Origin of the sequence: Azospirillum melinis (genome assembly GCF_013340935.1) — a bacterium.
Lineage (GTDB): Bacteria > Pseudomonadota > Alphaproteobacteria > Azospirillales > Azospirillaceae > Azospirillum > Azospirillum melinis.
Genome location: NZ_WHOS01000005.1, coordinates 130,936 through 147,310 on the forward strand (window position 1 = coordinate 130,936; position 16,375 = coordinate 147,310).

The 16,375-nt window shown below is 68.3% G+C and carries 11 protein-coding genes, 1 tRNA gene and 1 other RNA gene; 3 read left to right on the forward strand and 10 right to left on the reverse strand.

Annotated elements, in window-relative coordinates; all coding sequences use genetic code 11:
• Nucleotides 1–397 precede the first annotated feature (397 nt).
• The 6 genes from rnpB to GBZ48_RS06310 all read right to left on the reverse strand — a co-directional run bounded on the left by rnpB (nucleotide 398) and on the right by GBZ48_RS06310 (nucleotide 6,475).
• Nucleotides 398–799: RNase P RNA component class A (rnpB, locus tag GBZ48_RS06285), an RNA gene on the reverse strand.
• A gap of 61 nt (nucleotides 800–860) precedes the next feature.
• On the reverse strand, nucleotides 861–1,553 hold the full coding sequence (locus tag GBZ48_RS06290; RefSeq protein ID WP_174470229.1) for an N-acetylmuramoyl-L-alanine amidase: 693 nt from the start codon (nucleotides 1,551–1,553) through the stop codon (nucleotides 861–863).
• 7 nt (nucleotides 1,554–1,560) lie between these two features.
• Nucleotides 1,561–2,439: a DMT family transporter gene (locus GBZ48_RS06295; protein ID WP_174470230.1), complete on the reverse strand. Its 879-nt coding sequence runs from the start codon at nucleotides 2,437–2,439 to the stop codon at nucleotides 1,561–1,563.
• The gene (locus GBZ48_RS06300) at nucleotides 2,436–4,277 is read right to left on the reverse strand and encodes an ATP-binding cassette domain-containing protein (protein ID WP_174470231.1); all 1,842 of its coding nucleotides are present in this window, start codon (nucleotides 4,275–4,277) and stop codon (nucleotides 2,436–2,438) included. The genes GBZ48_RS06295 and GBZ48_RS06300 overlap by 4 nt, the downstream gene beginning before the upstream one ends.
• Nucleotides 4,278–4,406: 129 nt before the next feature.
• The gene (locus GBZ48_RS06305; RefSeq protein ID WP_174470232.1) at nucleotides 4,407–5,561 is read right to left on the reverse strand and encodes a hypothetical protein; all 1,155 of its coding nucleotides are present in this window, start codon (nucleotides 5,559–5,561) and stop codon (nucleotides 4,407–4,409) included.
• Between the two features lie 131 nt (nucleotides 5,562–5,692).
• A complete protein-coding gene (locus GBZ48_RS06310) occupies nucleotides 5,693–6,475 on the reverse strand; it encodes a TerB family tellurite resistance protein (RefSeq protein ID WP_174470233.1) in 783 nt (260 codons plus the stop codon).
• A 286-nt stretch (nucleotides 6,476–6,761) separates the two neighbouring features.
• Between GBZ48_RS06310 and GBZ48_RS06315 the strand changes: the two genes are divergently transcribed.
• Both GBZ48_RS06315 and GBZ48_RS06320 read left to right on the forward strand, forming a co-directional pair.
• Nucleotides 6,762–7,343 carry a GNAT family N-acetyltransferase gene (locus GBZ48_RS06315; protein ID WP_174470234.1) on the forward strand — a complete coding sequence of 194 codons (582 nt, stop codon included), beginning with the start codon at nucleotides 6,762–6,764 and terminating at the stop codon, nucleotides 7,341–7,343.
• 167 nt (nucleotides 7,344–7,510) lie between these two features.
• Complete coding sequence (locus tag GBZ48_RS06320) at nucleotides 7,511–11,206, forward strand: hydantoinase B/oxoprolinase family protein (protein ID WP_174470235.1); 3,696 nt, start codon at nucleotides 7,511–7,513, stop codon at nucleotides 11,204–11,206.
• Nucleotides 11,207–11,251: 45 nt separating this feature from the next.
• Here the strand turns inward: GBZ48_RS06320 and GBZ48_RS06325 are convergent, their stop codons facing one another.
• Nucleotides 11,252–13,198, reverse strand: a complete 1,947-nt coding sequence (locus GBZ48_RS06325; protein WP_174470236.1) for a sigma-54-dependent Fis family transcriptional regulator — start codon at nucleotides 13,196–13,198, stop codon at nucleotides 11,252–11,254.
• Between the two features lie 254 nt (nucleotides 13,199–13,452).
• Between GBZ48_RS06325 and GBZ48_RS06330 the strand changes: the two genes are divergently transcribed.
• Complete coding sequence (locus GBZ48_RS06330; protein ID WP_174470237.1) at nucleotides 13,453–14,367, forward strand: GGDEF domain-containing protein; 915 nt, start codon at nucleotides 13,453–13,455, stop codon at nucleotides 14,365–14,367.
• Between the two features lie 114 nt (nucleotides 14,368–14,481).
• Here the strand turns inward: GBZ48_RS06330 and GBZ48_RS06335 are convergent.
• From GBZ48_RS06335 to GBZ48_RS06345, 3 genes are all read right to left on the reverse strand, one after another.
• Nucleotides 14,482–14,556: transfer RNA gene (locus GBZ48_RS06335), tRNA-Met, on the reverse strand.
• A 168-nt stretch (nucleotides 14,557–14,724) separates the two neighbouring features.
• Nucleotides 14,725–15,912, reverse strand: coding sequence for a tRNA 2-thiouridine(34) synthase MnmA (gene mnmA / locus GBZ48_RS06340; RefSeq protein WP_174470238.1), 1,188 nt, complete (start codon nucleotides 15,910–15,912; stop codon nucleotides 14,725–14,727).
• Between the two features lie 131 nt (nucleotides 15,913–16,043).
• Entirely contained in the window at nucleotides 16,044–16,373 is a 330-nt protein-coding gene (locus tag GBZ48_RS06345; RefSeq protein WP_109086201.1) for a ferredoxin family 2Fe-2S iron-sulfur cluster binding protein, read from the reverse strand.
• Between the last annotated feature and the right edge of the window lie 2 nt (nucleotides 16,374–16,375).

The window sequence follows — 16,375 nt, forward strand, 5'->3', positions numbered from 1 at the left end:
ATGGTTTGTCGGACTGTCGAATCGACCCCCTCGGACGGCATAGAACCTTGGGTGGGAAACCCCGGTCCGGCATGGGACGGCATGGGAAATCGCCCCACAGTTATCCACTGGCTGTGGATTAGTCTGGGGAAAATGTGGATGGGGCCGTGCACATCCTGGGGATGGCGGCGGAAAAGCCCGGCGGACTGCGGGGTGCCGGGGGAGGAGCGGTCGCATCCGCCCTGTGGATGACATCGCAAACCGCCCGTCGACTGTCCGTCTCCCGCCCACGCCGTCCCATGCCCGCCCGTCGGAAGGGGTGGGGCGAGGGCAAATGGGTGCCGCCATGGGGCGCCATGGGATCGGCCGCCCCGATGGGGAGGCCGATTTGGGACGGGCTGGGCAAAAGAGATGGGAAAGTGCCAGATGGCCTGTAAGCCGGGTTCTGTGTCCCGCCCCGAGGGGCAGGCGATGGCCATTCGTCTGGGACGCCGGTTGCCCGGACGCCTCGCGCGACCAACCCGAGCGGCGGCGCGGAAACGCGCTTGACCCACGCCCGTCCCGTTGCAGGGACAGTGGTCGGGCCGCTCCTATTCGGTCTTGCTCCCGGTGGGGTTTACCGTGCCGTCCCCGTTGCCGGGTCCGCGGTGCGCTCTTACCGCACCCTTTCACCCTTACCTGCGTCGAAACGCCGGCGGTTTGCTTTCTGTGGCACTTTCCCTAGGGTCGCCCCCGCCGGCCGTTAGCCGGCACCGTGTTTCCGTGGAGCCCGGACTTTCCTCCCCCGGTCGAAACCGAAGGCGGCCATCCGGCCATCTGGCGCGGTCGTTCATATAGGGAAGCGACCGTGGGGGCAAATCCCAAATCGCGGATGCCGACCGTTACCGGCCCGTAAGCCGCAGCAGCGCGCGCAGGCGCCGCACCGTCTCAGGGTTGGGAATGCCGGTCAGGCAGTCGGGGTGGAAGTGGCGCTGGAAGGCCAGCAGCGCCTGCGGTCCGGCTGGGTCGTACCCATAGCGTCCTAGCAGTGCTGCGACCTCCACTGTGTCGGCGGGGCCGTCGTTTGTCTGGGATGGCGTGGGCCAGAGCCCTAGTCCCTGGGCAGCGAGGCCCGGCCAATCGAACAGCTCGCCCGGATCCTCCTTGCGGGAGGGGGCCACGTCGCTGTGGCCCAGCACGTCGGCGGCGGCGATGCCGTGCCGGGCGACGATGTCCAGGCAAAGCTCGGCGACCGCGGCCATCTGCACCGGCGGGAAAGGCCGATAGCCGAACTCGTGGCCGGGATTGACGATCTCAACCCCGATGGAGCGGCTGTTGACGTCCTCCGTCCCGCGCCAGCTCGACCGGCCGGCATGCCAGGCGCGCCGGTCCTCCGGCACATGGGCATAGACGGTGCCGTCCTCGTCCACCGTGTAATGGGCGCTGACCTGGGACGCCGGGTCGCACAGCCGCTCCAACGCATGGGCGGCGGTGGGCATGCCTGTGTAATGCAGGATCAGCAGTTCCACCCGCGCACCGTCGGCGCGCGGGCCGTGGTTGGGGGAGGGGAGGTCGATCCGGCGGAAGCGGCTCATGTCGGCATCAGGTCGGGTTGGTGACGGTCTCGCTGACGGTGCGCGGACGGCGCTTCACGATGACCGCGACGCCTCCGATGGTCAACAGCCCGCCGATGGCGAGATTGATCGTCACCGGGTCGCCCATCAGAAGCACGCCGCTGGCCACGCCGAAGACCGGCACGGTCAGAAGATAGGGCATGGTCTGGTTGACGGAATAGCGTCCCAGCAACGGATACCACAGCCCGTAGGCGACGATGGTGACGGCGACGGCCATGTAGGCGATGGATGCCCAGCCGACCCAGGTCGAGTTCGCCAGCGCCGCCATCTGCCCATGCTCCAGCAGCAGCGACAGGACAAGCAGCTGCGGCATGGCGAACAGCGCCATCCAGCCATTGACGGCAAAACCGTTCACCGCCCCGATCAGCTTCATCTGCACGCTCGCCACCGCAAAGGCGAAGCTCGCGGCCAGGATCAGCAGCAGCGAATAGAGCGACTCGTCCAGCCGCGGCTCGCCGGCGATCACCGCCACGCCGGCGAAGGCGGCGGCCATGCCGATGCCGCGACGCCAGCCCAGCTTGTCCTTGAACACCAGCGCTGCCAGCAGGGAGGAGAAAGGCACCTGCGCCTGCGCCGCCAGCGAGGCGGTGGCGGCGTCGATCCCCTTCAGCCCGGTGAACATCATCGGGAAATGGATGCTGCCCAGCGTGACCGACAGGAGGGCGATCTTCCACAGCTTGTCGCGCGGCACGCGGAAGAAGGGGATGATCAGCACCGCCACCAGGGCGAAGCGCAGGAACATCACGAACAGCGGCGGAAATTCGGCCAGCGCCCATTTCGCCACCACGAAGTTCAGTCCCCACAGCGCCATCACCACCAGCGCCTGGAGCGTGTGGGCAAAACTCATGCCCGCCCGCCTTCCAACTCCTCGCGCATCGCCTCGAGCTCCAGCCAGCGCTCTTCTGCCGCGGCCAGCGCCGCCTGCTTGGCGTGCAGTTGCTCGCTCGTCTTCTGGAACTTGGCGGGGTCGCGGGTGAAGAGGTCGGGATCGGCCAGCGCCTTCTCCAGCTTGGCGATCTCGCTCCCCAACGTGTCCATGCGGGTGGGCAGCTCGTCCAACTCGCGCTGGTCCTTGTAGCTCAGTTTGCCGCGCGGCTTGGCCGCGGCGGCCGGCGTCGTCCCCGTTGGGGCGGCGGGCTTCGGCTTGGCCGCGGCCGTGGCGGGCGCCACCTTGGCCGGGCGCTGCACCAGATAGTCGGAATAACCGCCGGCATATTCGGTGGCGGTGCCGTCGCCCTCCAGCGCGATGGTGGCGGTCACCAGCCGGTCGAGGAAGTCACGGTCGTGGCTGACCAGCAGCAGCGTGCCCTGATAGTCGCCGAGCACATCCTCCAGCAGGTCCAGCGTGTCCATGTCGAGGTCGTTGGTCGGCTCGTCGAGGATCATCATGTTGCTGGGCTTGGCGAACAGCCGGGCCAGCAGCAGCCGGTTGCGCTCGCCGCCCGACAGCGCCTTGACCGGGCTGTCCAGCTGCCGGGTGTCGAACAGGAAATCCTTCATGTAGCCGGCGACATGGCGCGACACGCCGTTGACCACCACCGCATCGCCGCCGAAGGGGCACAGCACCTTTCGGATGGTGTCCTCCGGGTTCAGCCCCTCGCGCCGCTGGTCGAAATAGGCGGTGTCGAGGTTGGTGCCCAGCTTCACAGTGCCCTCGTCGGGATCGAGCTGGCCGGTCAGCATCTTCAGCAGGGTGGACTTGCCGGCGCCGTTCGGCCCGATCAGACCCACCCGGTCGCCGCGCAGGATGCGGGTGGAGAAGTCCTTCACAATGGTCTTGCGGCCGTCGGGCGTGTCGAAGCCCTTGGAGATGCCGGTCGCCTCGATCACCAGCCGGCCGCCGCGCTCGGCCTCGGCGATGGCGAGCTTGGCCTGCTGGCCACCCTTGATCTGCTCCGCACGCCCGGCCCGCAGATCCAGCAGATTGCGGACACGGCCCATGTTGCGAGTGCGCCGGGCGGAGATGCCCTCGCGCAGCCACTTCATCTCGCTTTCGATCTTGCGGTCCAGCTTGTGGGCCGCAGCCTCTTCCGACTCGAACACCTCGGCCTGCCAGGTCTCGAACTCGGCGAAGCCGCGGTCGGTCGCGCGCACCGTGCCGCGGTCGAGCCACAGCGTCCGTTTGGCCAGCCGGTTCAGGAAGGCACGGTCGTGGCTGATCAGCAGCAGGCCGCCGCGGAAGGACAGCAGCTCCTCTTCGAGCCACTCGATGGTGGGGAGGTCGAGGTGGTTGGTCGGCTCGTCCAGCAGCATGACGTCGGGGTTGCCGACCAGCGTGCGGGCCAGCGCGGTGCGGCGCGATTCGCCGCCCGACAGGGTGCGGGGGTCGAGATTGCCGTCCACCTGGAGCCGGTCGAGCACGGCGTTGACGCGGTGCGCCTCGTCCTGCTCATCGGCGGGCAGGCCCTGCACGACATAGTCCTGGACGGTGGCACAGCCGGTGAAGTCCGGCTCCTGCGGAAGATAGGCGAGGCGGGCGCCCGGTTGGACGAACACGGTGCCGCCGTCGGGTTGGATCATCCCGGCCAGCACCTTCATCAGCGTCGACTTGCCCGACCCGTTGCGTCCGACCAGGCAGGCGCGGTCGCCGCGGCCGATGGACAGGTCGATGCCGTCGAACAGCGGACGGCCGCCGAAGGTGACGGAGACGCCCTGGAGCGCCGTGATGGGTGCGGAAGGAGCCATGGACCGTTCGTGCGCCGGAAAATCGAGGGAAGAGGATGGGTTATAGCGCGCCGTCCCCCTCCACCGCGACCCGGAAAAACGGTTGGGCGGGTTGCGCCCGGTGGAACCGCCCCGGCCGTCAGGCCGGGATCAGGCCGGTAATTGCGCGATGCCGGTGGGAGCCGGCACCTGCTGTTCCTGCATCTTGAAGCCGAAATAGGTGCCGTTGCTGATGCCGGTCAGGGCCAACAGATTGGCCGAAAGCTCCGGCATGCCCAGCGTACGGGTGACCTCGTAGAGGAAGGTGATGCCCAGCACCCCAGTCCAGGCCAGCAATTGCAGGCGATGAATGTTGTAGCCGGCGGCATCGCTCAGCAGATCGGGCAGAAGCCCCTGGGTGGGTGGATAGACCTGCTCCAGGCTGGCGGCCATGGCCGTCCGGTCGGGCGGGTTGGCCGTGGCGGCGGCGATGTAGAGGGCGGCGTGCTGCTGGCGCCGGGTCTGGTCGTCACTCGGCCGGCGGTCCTGGAACGCGGCCAGGACCGAGGTGCCGCCGACGATCCCCATCAGCGCCATGGTGCCGGTGGTGATGGTGTCCATCGATCCGGTGATGGTCAGGATGGCGGCGTAGGAGGCGGTGACGATCCCACTCCACCACAGAAGCTGGAAGCGGGCGAGGCTGTAGGGTGCCCGATAGTTGGCCGGCATCGGCACGCCGGCAATCGGGGTGATGGCATCGGTGCGTCCGAAATGTCGGAAGAAGGCGAACAGGAACACCGCCGCCACCAGGGCGAACCACACCGCCGCCAGCCCGAGGTCGCGGTCGCTGGCACCTTGGATGGACACCATCTGCGGCGCGGTCGTCATGCCGCCGGTGGCTGGGCCGAAGGCGACCGGCAGGGTCTTGGCCCCGGCGAGGCTGAAGAAGCCGCTGAAGGCGGTCTGCCAGGATGCCCGCCGCTTCGCCGCGTCGTCGCCGCTGCCGGCGATGGAGGTCGAGGCGGTGCCCACCAGTTCGCCTTTGGCGGAACAGGCGAAGCTGGCGCGGGCGCCGGGAATGGTCTGGCCGTTGGCGACCAGGACCAGCGCCTGCGCGTTCAGCGTTGCCGCCTGCGTGGCGCAGTCGGTGCCGGCAGGCGGCGTTCCCAGATTCAGCGTCAGCGGCTGGCCCAGCACCACCGTGGCGTCGCCGGCTGTTGCGGGGGCCGACACCGGGGCCGCCATCTGCGCCTGGGCGCCGCCCGCCATGGCAATCGTCGTTCCCAGTACAGCGGCGAAGACCGTCCGGATGATCGTGCGTCGCATCGTCGTGTCGTCCCCAGAACACGCGGGCAACCGGTCGCCCACCCCGCCGGGGACGATACGTCAGAAAACGAGATAAAGACTACAGGAAAGCAATTTCAAATGAAGGTTGGCGGGTAACGGCTCGCGACAGGTCAGGATAGGGCGGCTGCGCCTTCCCGTTCGCGGCGGATACGGTCGTAGGCGGCATTGATCAGCGCGAGCTTCTGCGTTGCCAGATCGATGAATTCCTGTGGCATGCCCTGGGCGATCAGCCGATCCGGGTGGTGCTCCCGGACCAGCGCCCGGTGCGCGGCCTTGACCGCGTCCTCACCGGCCAGACGCGCCACGCCGAGCACGGCATAGGGGTCGGTTTCCGTCGGGGTGCCGGCCAGATGGTGACCGGCGACGATGCGGCGGAAGTCGGCTTCGTCGAAGCCGAAGATCACGGCGACGGCGTGCAGATACTCCACCTCCGTCTCGTGCAGCTCGTCATCGGCTTCGGCGATCATCAGCAGGCTGTCGAGCAACTCCTCCAGCACCGCGTGCTTGTCCTCGAACAGCTTGGCGATCTGGCGGGCATATTCCTCGAACCCGCGGGTGTCGCGGCGGGCGAGGTCGAAGACGCGGCCGACATTGTCCAACTCCTCCGGGGGGACGCGGAACAGCCGCTTGAAGGTGTCGACCTCCACCCGCTTCACCACGCCGTCGGCCCGGGCCATCTTGGCGGCCAGCGCGATCACGCCGATGGTGAAGGCGACGGTCTGCTTGGCCGCTTCGGCTTCGGCATCGCTCATGCCGCGGCGCGGTTGCTCGTCCGCGCCGCAGGGCGACCACAGATCGACCGCATGCCCGGCCAAACCGCCCAGCAGGGCGCCGAGCGGACCGCCGGTGAACAGGCCGGCCGCGCCGCCCAGGATCTTGCCCCAGATGCTCATGTCATGCCCTTTTGTGCACAGGCCACCCCACCCGTGAGCGCAGCATAGCGGCCGGGAAAGGGCAGGCCAACTGTGGCTTGCCGGCAACAGGCCAGCATTGTTGGTATCGCGAATTTCTAATAAGCGCTTGCGAATCCCGCCGGCCACGCCATGTTGCAATGCAACAAAAGGCGCCGGAGAGAGCGCCGCTCGCGATAAGACGGTGCCTGCCGACGGCGGTGCCGGAGCCTGGGGAAAACGTTCTGCACGAATGCGTTTTCGGATTTCGAGAACCGTGAGCAGAGCCATGCCTGTCATCCGCAAGATCATGCCGACCGAGCTGCCCCAGTACCGGGCGCATCTTCTCCGCCTCGACCGCACGGACCGTTATGCCCGCTTCGCCGGCACCCTGTCGGACGAGGCGGTGGAGCGGCATTGCGCAGCGATCGACTGGGGCCGGACGGTGATTCTCGGCGCGTTCGAGGACGGCGTGCTGCGCGGCGCCATCGAACTGTGCGGCGACCGCCTCCTCTGGCCCGAACAGGCCGAATTCGGCATCAGCATCGAATCGGGATTGCAGGGCAAGGGTGTTGGCAGCACGCTGGTCCGCCGCATCCTGACCGTCGCCCGCAACCGTGGCATCCGCCATGTCCATATAGTGTGCCTAGCGGAAAACTCCCGCATGCGCGCCCTGGCCCGCCGGTTCGGCGGACGGCTGGCGCTCGACGGAGGCGAGATCACTTCGATGTTCGATCTGCCGGCACCCAACCAGTTCTCCATCGCCCTGGAGGCGCTGGAGGATGGCAGCGGCGCCTTCAACAGCATCCTGTCGGGCAATGCCATTCAGTCCCGTCTGTCCACCCGCTCGCGGGAGCGGCTGGCCGCCTGACGGCGATATCCGCCGGGCCGGTCGTCTGTGATCCTGTGTTCTTTCCGCCGCGTCCTTCCTTCCTGATGGGGGCGGGCCACTCAGGCGGTTGAAATTCGCTGCCGGATCGCGAAACTCCGGCCCACGCGCGGTGCGGTTGCCGCGCATGGAATTCGGCGGGTGCGACAATGGGTGAGACGAAGAACGCGGCGGTGGCCGGAGGGGCGGTGGCCGCAACGGCGGAGACCAGGCCGGCCCGGTGGCAGTTCTGGGTGGATCGCGGCGGCACCTTCACCGACATCGTCGGCCGCCGGCCGGACGGGTCGGTCGTGACCCACAAGCTGCTGTCGGAAAATCCGGAGCGCTATGCCGACGCCGCCGTCCAGGGCATCCGTGAGCTTCTTGGCCTGAAGCCGGGCCAGCCGATCCCGCCGGACACGGTGGAGGTGGTCAAGATGGGCACCACCGTCGCCACCAACGCCCTGCTGGAACGCAAGGGCGAGCCGACCGTCCTGCTGATCACCGAAGGTCTCGCCGACCAGCTGCGCATCGGCCATCAGGCCCGCCCGAAGATTTTCGCCCGCCGCATCGATCTGCCCGACCAGCTCTATTCCCAGGTGGTGGAGGTGCCGGAACGGGTGATGGCCGACGGCCGCGTGCTGAAGCCGGTCGATCTGCATGCCGTGCGCCGCGGGCTGGAGGAGGCCTATCGCCGGGGCTTCCGCGCCGCCGCCATCGCGCTGATGCATGGCTACCGCTATCCCGAGCATGAGCGTCAGGTCGCCTCGCTGGCCCGCGCGGTCGGCTTCACCCAGGTGTCGGTCAGCCATCTGGTCAGCCCGCTGATGAAGCTGGTCGGCCGCGGCGACACCACGGTGGCCGACGCCTACCTCTCGCCGGTGCTGCGCCGCTACGTCGACCGGGTCGCCAACGACCTCAGCGTCGATGGCACGCCGGTGCCGCTGATGTTCATGCAGTCGAACGGCGGGCTGACCGACGCCCGCCGTTTCCAGGGCAAGGACGCCATCCTGTCGGGTCCGGCCGGCGGTGTGGTGGGCGCGGTGCGCACCGCCGGCATGGCCGGCTTCGACAGGGTCATCGGTTTCGACATGGGCGGCACCTCGACCGACGTGTCGCATTACGCCGGCGAGTATGAGCGCGCCTTCGACGCGGTGGTCGCCGGCGTGCGGGTGCGCGCGCCGATGATGCACATCCACACGGTAGCGGCCGGCGGCGGTTCGCTCTGCGTCTTCGACGGCACCCGCTTCCGTGTCGGGCCGGACAGCGCCGGTGCCAACCCCGGCCCCGCCTGCTACCGTCGCGGCGGGCCGCTGACCGTCACCGACTGCAACGTGATGGTCGGCAAGATCCAGCCGCGCTTCTTCCCCAATGTCTTCGGCCCCAACGGCGACCAGCCGCTGGATGCCGACGTGGTGAAGGCCCGCTTCACCGAACTGGCCGCCACCGTCAATGCCAAGCTCGGCACGACGATGACCCCGCAGGAGGTCGCCGAGGGCTTCCTGCGCATCGCCGTCGACAACATGGCGAACGCCATCAAGAAGATCTCGGTCGAGCGCGGCTATGACGTCACCGGTTACACGCTGAACGGCTTCGGCGGGGCGGCGGGCCAGCATGTCTGCGCCGTCGCCGACGCGCTGGGCATGACGCGGGTGTTCCTGCACCCGCAGGCCGGCGTGCTCTCCGCCTACGGCATCGGGCTGGCCGACACCGTCGCCATCCGCGAACGCGCGGTCGAAGGGCCGCTGAGCGACGCCGTCGTCGACCGGCTGACCATGCTGTTCACCGATCTGGAGACCGAAGGGCGGGCGGAGCTGACCCGCCAGGGTGTCGATGCCGGGCGGCAGGCGATCAACCGCCGCGTCCATCTCAAGGCCGCCGGCTCCGACACCACCCTGACAGTCGCCTTCGGGTCGAAGGTGGCGATGACCAAGTCTTTCGAGGAGGCGCACCGCCGCCGCTACGGCTTCCTCACCCCCGGCACCGCGCTGGAGGTGGAGTCGGTGACGCTGGAGGCGGTCGGCCTGACCGACGTTCTGGAGGATCCGGAGCTTCCTGCCGCCACCGCGGTGCTGCCGCGCCGGCTCGCCACAGTCGCCATCCACAGCGGCGGCCCTGGAGGGGGGCAGCGCCGCGAGGCGCCGCTCTACGACCGTCGTCAGCTTCAGCCCGGCAACCGTGTCGTCGGTCCGGCGATTCTGGCCGAAGCGGTCTCCACCACCGTGGTCGAGCCGGGCTGGATGGCGGAGGTCACCCGCAAGAACCATCTGGTGCTGACCCGGCTGGAGCCGGCGGCCCAGCGTCAGGCCGCCGGGGTCAAGGGCGGGGCGAAGGTCGATCCGGTGACGCTGGAGGTCTTCAACAACCTGTTCATGTCCATCGCCGAGCGGATGGGCGTGACGCTGGAGAAGACCGCCCGGTCGGTGAACATCAAGGAGCGTCTGGACTTCTCCTGCGCCCTGTTCGACCGCGACGGCGGCCTGATCGCCAACGCGCCGCACATGCCGGTTCATCTGGGATCGATGGGCGAGAGCGTGCGCGCCGTCATTCAGCGTCGCGGCGGCACCTTTACCGCCGGAGAGAGCTTCGCGCTGAACGACCCGTACCATGGTGGCACCCACCTGCCGGACATCACCGTCGTCTCCCCGGTGTTCGACGAGGCGGGCAGGGAGCTGCTGTTCTTCGTCGCCTCCCGCGGGCACCATGCCGACGTCGGCGGCATCACCCCCGGCTCGATGCCGCCGGACAGCAGGACCATCGCCGACGAGGGCGTGCTGCTGGACTGCGTGCCGCTGGTGGATAACGGCCAGTTCCGCGAGCAGGAGATGGTGGAGCTCTTGCGCTCCGGACCGCATCCGGCGCGCAACCCGGCGCAGAACATCGGCGACCTCAAGGCGCAGGTCGCCGCGAACGAGCAGGGCACCCGTGAACTGCACCGCGTCGTGCGCCTGCACGGCCTGTCCACCGTCATCGCCTATATGCGCCACGTCCAGGACAATGCCGAGGAGCAGGTCCGCCGCGCCATCGGCGTGCTGAGCGACGGCGATTTCGCGGTGACGCTGGACAACGGCGCGGTCATCAAGCTGCGGGTGACGATCGACCATGGCGCACGCTCGGCCATCGTCGATTTCTCCGGAACCAGCACCCAGCTGACCAACAACTTCAATGCCCCGTCGGCGGTCTGCCGGGCGGCAGTACTCTATGTCTTCCGCTGTCTGGTGGACGACGAGATCCCGATGAACGAGGGTTGCCTGCGCCCCATCGAGATCGTCATTCCGCCGGGCTCCATGCTGTCGCCCAATCCGCCCGCCGCGGTAGTCGCCGGCAATGTGGAGACCAGCCAGTGCATCGTCGACGCTCTGTTCGGCGCGCTGGGGGTGATGGCGTCGGCCCAGGGCACGATGAACAACACCACCTTCGGAAACGAGTGGCACCAGTATTATGAGACGGTCTGCGGCGGGTCGGGTGCCGGCAACGGCTTCAACGGCACCGACGCCGTGCAGACCCACATGACCAACTCGCGCCTCACCGATCCGGAGGTGCTGGAATGGCGCTTCCCGGTTCTGGTGGAGAGCTTCCGCATCCGCAGGGGATCCGGCGGGGCAGGGCGCTGGCGCGGTGGCGACGGCGTGATCCGCCGCCTGCGCTTCCTTGAGCCGATGACCGCCGCCATCCTCGCCAACCACCGCAAGATCGCTCCCTTCGGCTTGAAGGGCGGTGCCGACGGTGCCGTCGGCCGGACCTGGGTCCAGCGCACCGACGGCAGCGTGCAGGAACTGGCCTCCCAGGACAGCGCCGCGATGCGGCCGGGCGACGCCCTGGTGGTGGAAACACCGGGTGGCGGCGGGTTCGGAGCCGTGGGGTAAAGGGGAAAGTAGGGGGCGGCCGAGACAGACTCTCGCCCCCTCCCTTCACTCCGCCCGGTGCGGCGCCACGATGCCGAAGCGGTGCATCTGCCGATGGACGGTCGAGCGGTCGACCCCCATCGCGCGCGCCGTCGCCGATATGTTCCAATGGTGCCGCCGCAGCGTTTCGCGCAGCCGGGCAGCCGGGTCCTCCTCCGTCGCCACCGTCTGGGCAACCTCCTCCGGCCAGGCCCGGAACAGGCCGCTGTGCTGCACCGGCTCCGGAATGTCGTCGAGGTCGATCAGCCCGCCATCGCTGACCGCGCAGGCATAGTCCAGCGCATTCACCAGCTCCCGCACATTGCCCGGCCAGCCATGGCCGCGCAGGGCGGCCAGCGCCGCCGGGGTGAGGCGGTAGCCGACGCCGTCACGCTCGGCCCGCTCGGCCAGCAGCCGTTCGATCAGCCAGTCGAGGTCGCCGCGCTGGCGCAGGGGCGGCACGGTGAACACCGCGCCGTTGAGACGAAAGTACAAGTCGTCGCGGAACTGTCCTGCCTTGACCAGTTCCACCAGATCGCGGTGGGTGGCGCCGATGACGCGGACATCCACCGACACCGCCTTGGTCCGGCCGATCGGCGTCACCTCCCGCTCGGCCAGCACGCGCAGCAGCCGGGTCTGCGACGACAGCGGCATGTCGCCGATCTCGTCCAGGAACAGGGTGCCGCCGTCGGCCTCCAGGATCAGCCCCTTCTTGCCGCGCGCCGTCGCCCCGGTGAAGGAGCCGGGCTCATAGCCGAACAGTTCGCTCTCGATCAGGTTCTCCGGCAAGGCCGCGCAATTGACGGCGACGAAGGGCTTGTTGCGGCGGATGCTGGCCTTGTGCAGGGCCTTGGCGAGATGCTCCTTGCCGGTACCGGTCTCGCCATGGATCAGCAGGCTCATGCGGGTGTTGACCAGCTTGGCCGCCCGCGTCAGCACCGCCTTCAGTGCCGGATCGCCGCCGGACACCACACGCAGCGGCTCCGGCAGCGGATCGCCGGCGTGATCCGGCGCGTGGCTGCGCGGCAGCGACACGGCGGGTGGCGGCATCGCCTGGGCGAACAGCGGCAGTCCGGTGCGGCGCAGGCGCAGCGTGCGCTGCTCGGTCGGCAGCGAGCGGACGAAATGGACCAGATCGTCCACCTCGCAATCGAACAGTTCGGCGAAGGAGCGGCCAAGCGGTGACGCTCCGTCCTCCGCGAGCAGATCATGGGCCTTGTGGTTGAAGCCGACCACCCGCCCGCCGGCGTCCAGCGCCAGGACGAAGTCGGGGTCGACCTCCGCGAACTCCTGCGACGCCGACAGCTTCAGCACCCAGTCGCGGCGGAAGTTGTTGTACAGGTTGGCCGTTTCGATCTTGTGGACATAGGCGCGCACCATCTGCAGCGCCAGATACTGGCTGATCTTCGGTTCCGGCGAGTGCAGGGCGGAGATGTCCAGCACGGCGGCCAGCTCGCCGCCGCTGTCGAAGACGGGTGCCGCGGTGCAGGTCAGCGGGATGTGGGTGGAGTCGAAATGATCGGTCTGGTGCACGGTCAGCGCCTGGGCGGTGGCGATGCAGGTGCCGACCGCGCAGGTGCCGGCATGCCCCTCGTTCCAGTCCGACCCCAGATACAGCCCGGCCCGGCGCAGATGGTTGTCGAAGGTCGGGTCGCCGATGAAGTCCACCGTGACGCCGTTGCTGTCGGTCAGCAGCAGGACATAGCCCATGCCGGCGACCTGCCGGTACAGCGCCTCCAGCCCGAAGCGGGCCATGCGCAGGAACTCGTCCATCGCGTCACGATGCTCGCGCAGCCGTTCCTGCGGCAGGATGTGCGGCTCTCGCCCGACGGTGGGGTCGAGCTTGTGGTCGGCGACACAGCGGCGCCACGAATTTTCGATGATCGGATCGCGCGCTGACCGCAAGCCAGCAGAGATACGGCCGGTGGAGACACGGACGAGTTCATCGATGTGGGCCGCGCGCGCGCTGTCCATGGTCGTGCCTCCCGCACTCATCGTCCGCTTGTCCTGCGAACATATTTGCCAGGACAGTATCAACCGGTCGGCCCAATAGGCAACATGTGCAAAAGCATCAGATCGTTCCACCGGCTGGATGCCACTCACCAACTCGGCATACCGGCGTATGACCCCTGCTTTTGGTTATCCTGCCATGGCATGACGTTAAGGACATTTGCACAAGTAAGGTCGCATGCTCCATAAACGGGCAGGGATCGCCGGGAGCTTTCGATTTGCGGATTCTGATCGTCGACGATTCACCGCGCCACCTGACCATGATGGTGTACGAGCTGAACAAGCTCGGCTACGCCACCAGCGTGGTCAACAACGGCGCCGCCGCCATCGAGGCGGTGGCGAATGAGCGATTCGACGTGGTGATGGCGGACATCCGTCTGGCCGACATGACCGGGCTGGAGTTGTGCTGGCACCTGCGCACGGCCCAGGGGCTTCGTCACCTCTACCTGATCCTGATGATCCCCGGCAGCATGACCGACCAGTTCCACGAACTGGTGGAGGCCGGTGCCGACGAGTTCCTGCGCAAGCCTTTGGACTGGAAATGGACGGCGGCGCGCCTGCTGGCGGCTTCGCGCGTCGTGGCGATGCAGCGCGACCTGGAGCGGCTGGCGACCACCGATGCCCTGACCGGCGCCATGAACCGCCGCCGCTTCCTGGAGAGGGGGGCTGAAGAGTTTACCCGCTCGCGACGATACGAGCGCCCGCTGTCGGTGGTGATGCTGGACATCGACCATTTCAAGCGGGTCAACGACAGCTATGGCCACGCCACCGGTGACGAGGCGATCCGCAGCACGGTGCGCGCCTGCAAGGACAGCCTGCGCGCCTGCGACCTGATCGGCCGGCTGGGCGGCGAGGAGTTCGCCGTGGTGATGCCGGAAACCCCACCCGTGAACGCCTTCGCCGCCGCCCAGCGCCTGCGCCAAGCAATCGCCGCCCAGCCGGTGAAACGGGATGACGGCGGAGAGCTGTTCCTGACCGTCAGCCTGGGCCTGAGCTGGCTGACCGGCAGCGACACCGGCATCGAACCCCTGCTGGCCCGCGCCGATGCCGCCCTCTACCGCGCCAAGAACGCCGGCCGCAACCGTGTGGAGGTCGAGCCGCGGATCGCGCTGCCGAAGTCGATGACGGGATAGGGGGAGCCACTGGTTCTCCACAGTCGCCGATCTGCAGTCCACACTGCGTCAAGCTGAGAGCGCGCAAAGAAAAACCCCCTGACGTCCTTCCGGAAATCAGGGGGTTTTCTATGATGGTAGCAGCGGAGGGATTTGAACCCCCGACCAAGGGATTATGATTCCCCTGCTCTACCACTGAGCTACGCTGCCATCGTGTTCGCCGTCGTTGGCGTTTCCGCCGCCGTGGCTACCATCGTGTCCCGTCGTTGCCGCCGGGAGCCGCTATATAGGATAGGGCGACTTGGCCTGTCAACGCGGATTTTTCGGGGGGTGCAATTTTTTTCGCCCGACCGGCGGAAGGTCGCATAACCCTCTGATTCAGGCCGCCGTTTCCCCTGCTCCCACAAGCTTGGCCGCATTCTCGCCCACGCTGCCAGCGGTGGCGGAAATCCAGCCGCCGCCGAGCACGCGGTCGCCTTGATAGACGACGCAGGCCTGACCCGGAGCGATGCCGTGCTGGGGCTCCAGCAGTTCGACCTGCGCGGTGCCGTCCGGGCCGGCGCGCCACAGGGCAGGGGCCGCCGGCTGGGCGGAGCGGAGCTTCACCGACACCTCGATCCCGGCGCCATTGGCCGTATCGGGGGCCAGATCGGGACCCAGCCAGTTTACGTCGCGCACCATCACCAGCGAGCGGGCGAGGTCGCGGCGCGGGCCGACGACCACGCGGCGGCGGGCAGGCTCCAGGCGGACGACGTAGAGCGCCTCCTCCTGCTGGCCGCGGATGCCGCCGATGCCCAGCCCCTTGCGCTGCCCGACCGTGTAGTGGACGACGCCCTTGTGGCGGCCCAGAACGCGGCCGTCGACATGGACGATGTCGCCGGGCTCCACGGAGCCGGGGCGCAGCTTCGCCACCACCTCGGCATAGTTGCCGTTGGGCACGAAGCAGATGTCCTGGCTGTCGGGCTTGGCCGCCACCTCCAGCCCGTGGCGCTCGGCCAGCGCGCGGGTCTCCGGCTTGGTCAGGCCGCCCAGCGGGAAGCGCAGGAACTCCAGTTGTTCGCGCGTGGTGGCGAACAGGAAATAGCTCTGGTCCTTGGCGGGATCGACGGCGCGGTGCAACTCGGCGCCCTGCGGGCCGGCGATGCGGCGGACATAATGGCCGGTGGCCAGCGCTTCGGCCCCCAGGTCGCGGGCGGTGTTCAGCAGGTCGCGGAACTTGACGCGCTGATTGCAGCGCACGCAAGGGATCGGCGTCTCGCCGCGCAGATAGCTGTCGGCGAAATCGTCCATCACGTCCTGGCTGAAGCGGCCTTCGTAATCCAGGACGTAATGCGGAATGCCGATGCGGTCGGCCACCTGACGGGCATCGTAGATGTCCTGGCCGGCGCAGCAGGCGCCCGGCTTCTGCAAGGCGAGGCCGTGGTCGTAAAGCTGCAGCGTGATGCCGACGACGTCATAGCCCTCCTCCCGCAGCACGGCCGCGGTGACGGAGGAATCCACCCCGCCGGACATCGCGACGACGACGCGGGTGTCCTGGGGGCGCTTGGGAAGGCCGAGGGAGTTCATGGCGCCCTATATAAGGCGGGCAGGCGCCCGGAAAAGGCAGGAATGCGCAGCAGGGTAACAACACAGGCGGCCGCCGGGTGCCGCAGCGCGCGGCGCCGTCCCGGCGGCTGGAACAGGGTTCCCCCGAACGCTTACTTCATCGCGTTGTTGCTGCCGCCCGGCAGGCGGACGACAAGGCCGTCCAGCTCTTCGGTCATGATGATCTGGCAGCCCAGGCGCGAGGTCTTGGTCAGACCGAAGGCGAGGTCCAGCATGTCCTCCTCATCCTCCTGCGCGTCCGGCAGGACGTCGAACCACTCCGGCTCGATCACGACATGGCAGGTGGAGCAGGCCAGCGAGCCCTCGCAGGCGCCTTCCAGATCCAGGCTGTTCTTGTGCGCGATCTCCAGCACGGACAGGCCGAGCGGGGCGTCCACCTCGCGGCGGGTGCCGTCGGTCTCGATGAAGGTCATCTTGGGCATGG

Coding starts and splice junctions, on each gene's coding strand:
- GBZ48_RS06290 (WP_174470229.1), bottom strand. CDS start 1,553: ATGAGCCGCTTCCGCCGGATCGACCTCCCCTCCCCCAACCACGGCCCG.
- GBZ48_RS06295 (WP_174470230.1), bottom strand. CDS start 2,439: ATGAGTTTTGCCCACACGCTCCAGGCGCTGGTGGTGATGGCGCTGTGG.
- GBZ48_RS06300 (WP_174470231.1), bottom strand. CDS start 4,277: ATGGCTCCTTCCGCACCCATCACGGCGCTCCAGGGCGTCTCCGTCACC.
- GBZ48_RS06305 (WP_174470232.1), bottom strand. CDS start 5,561: ATGCGACGCACGATCATCCGGACGGTCTTCGCCGCTGTACTGGGAACG.
- GBZ48_RS06310 (WP_174470233.1), bottom strand. CDS start 6,475: ATGAGCATCTGGGGCAAGATCCTGGGCGGCGCGGCCGGCCTGTTCACC.
- GBZ48_RS06315 (WP_174470234.1), top strand. CDS start 6,762: ATGCCTGTCATCCGCAAGATCATGCCGACCGAGCTGCCCCAGTACCGG.
- GBZ48_RS06320 (WP_174470235.1), top strand. CDS start 7,511: ATGGGTGAGACGAAGAACGCGGCGGTGGCCGGAGGGGCGGTGGCCGCA.
- GBZ48_RS06325 (WP_174470236.1), bottom strand. CDS start 13,198: ATGGACAGCGCGCGCGCGGCCCACATCGATGAACTCGTCCGTGTCTCC.
- mnmA (WP_174470238.1), bottom strand. CDS start 15,912: ATGAACTCCCTCGGCCTTCCCAAGCGCCCCCAGGACACCCGCGTCGTC.
- GBZ48_RS06345 (WP_109086201.1), bottom strand. CDS start 16,373: ATGCCCAAGATGACCTTCATCGAGACCGACGGCACCCGCCGCGAGGTG.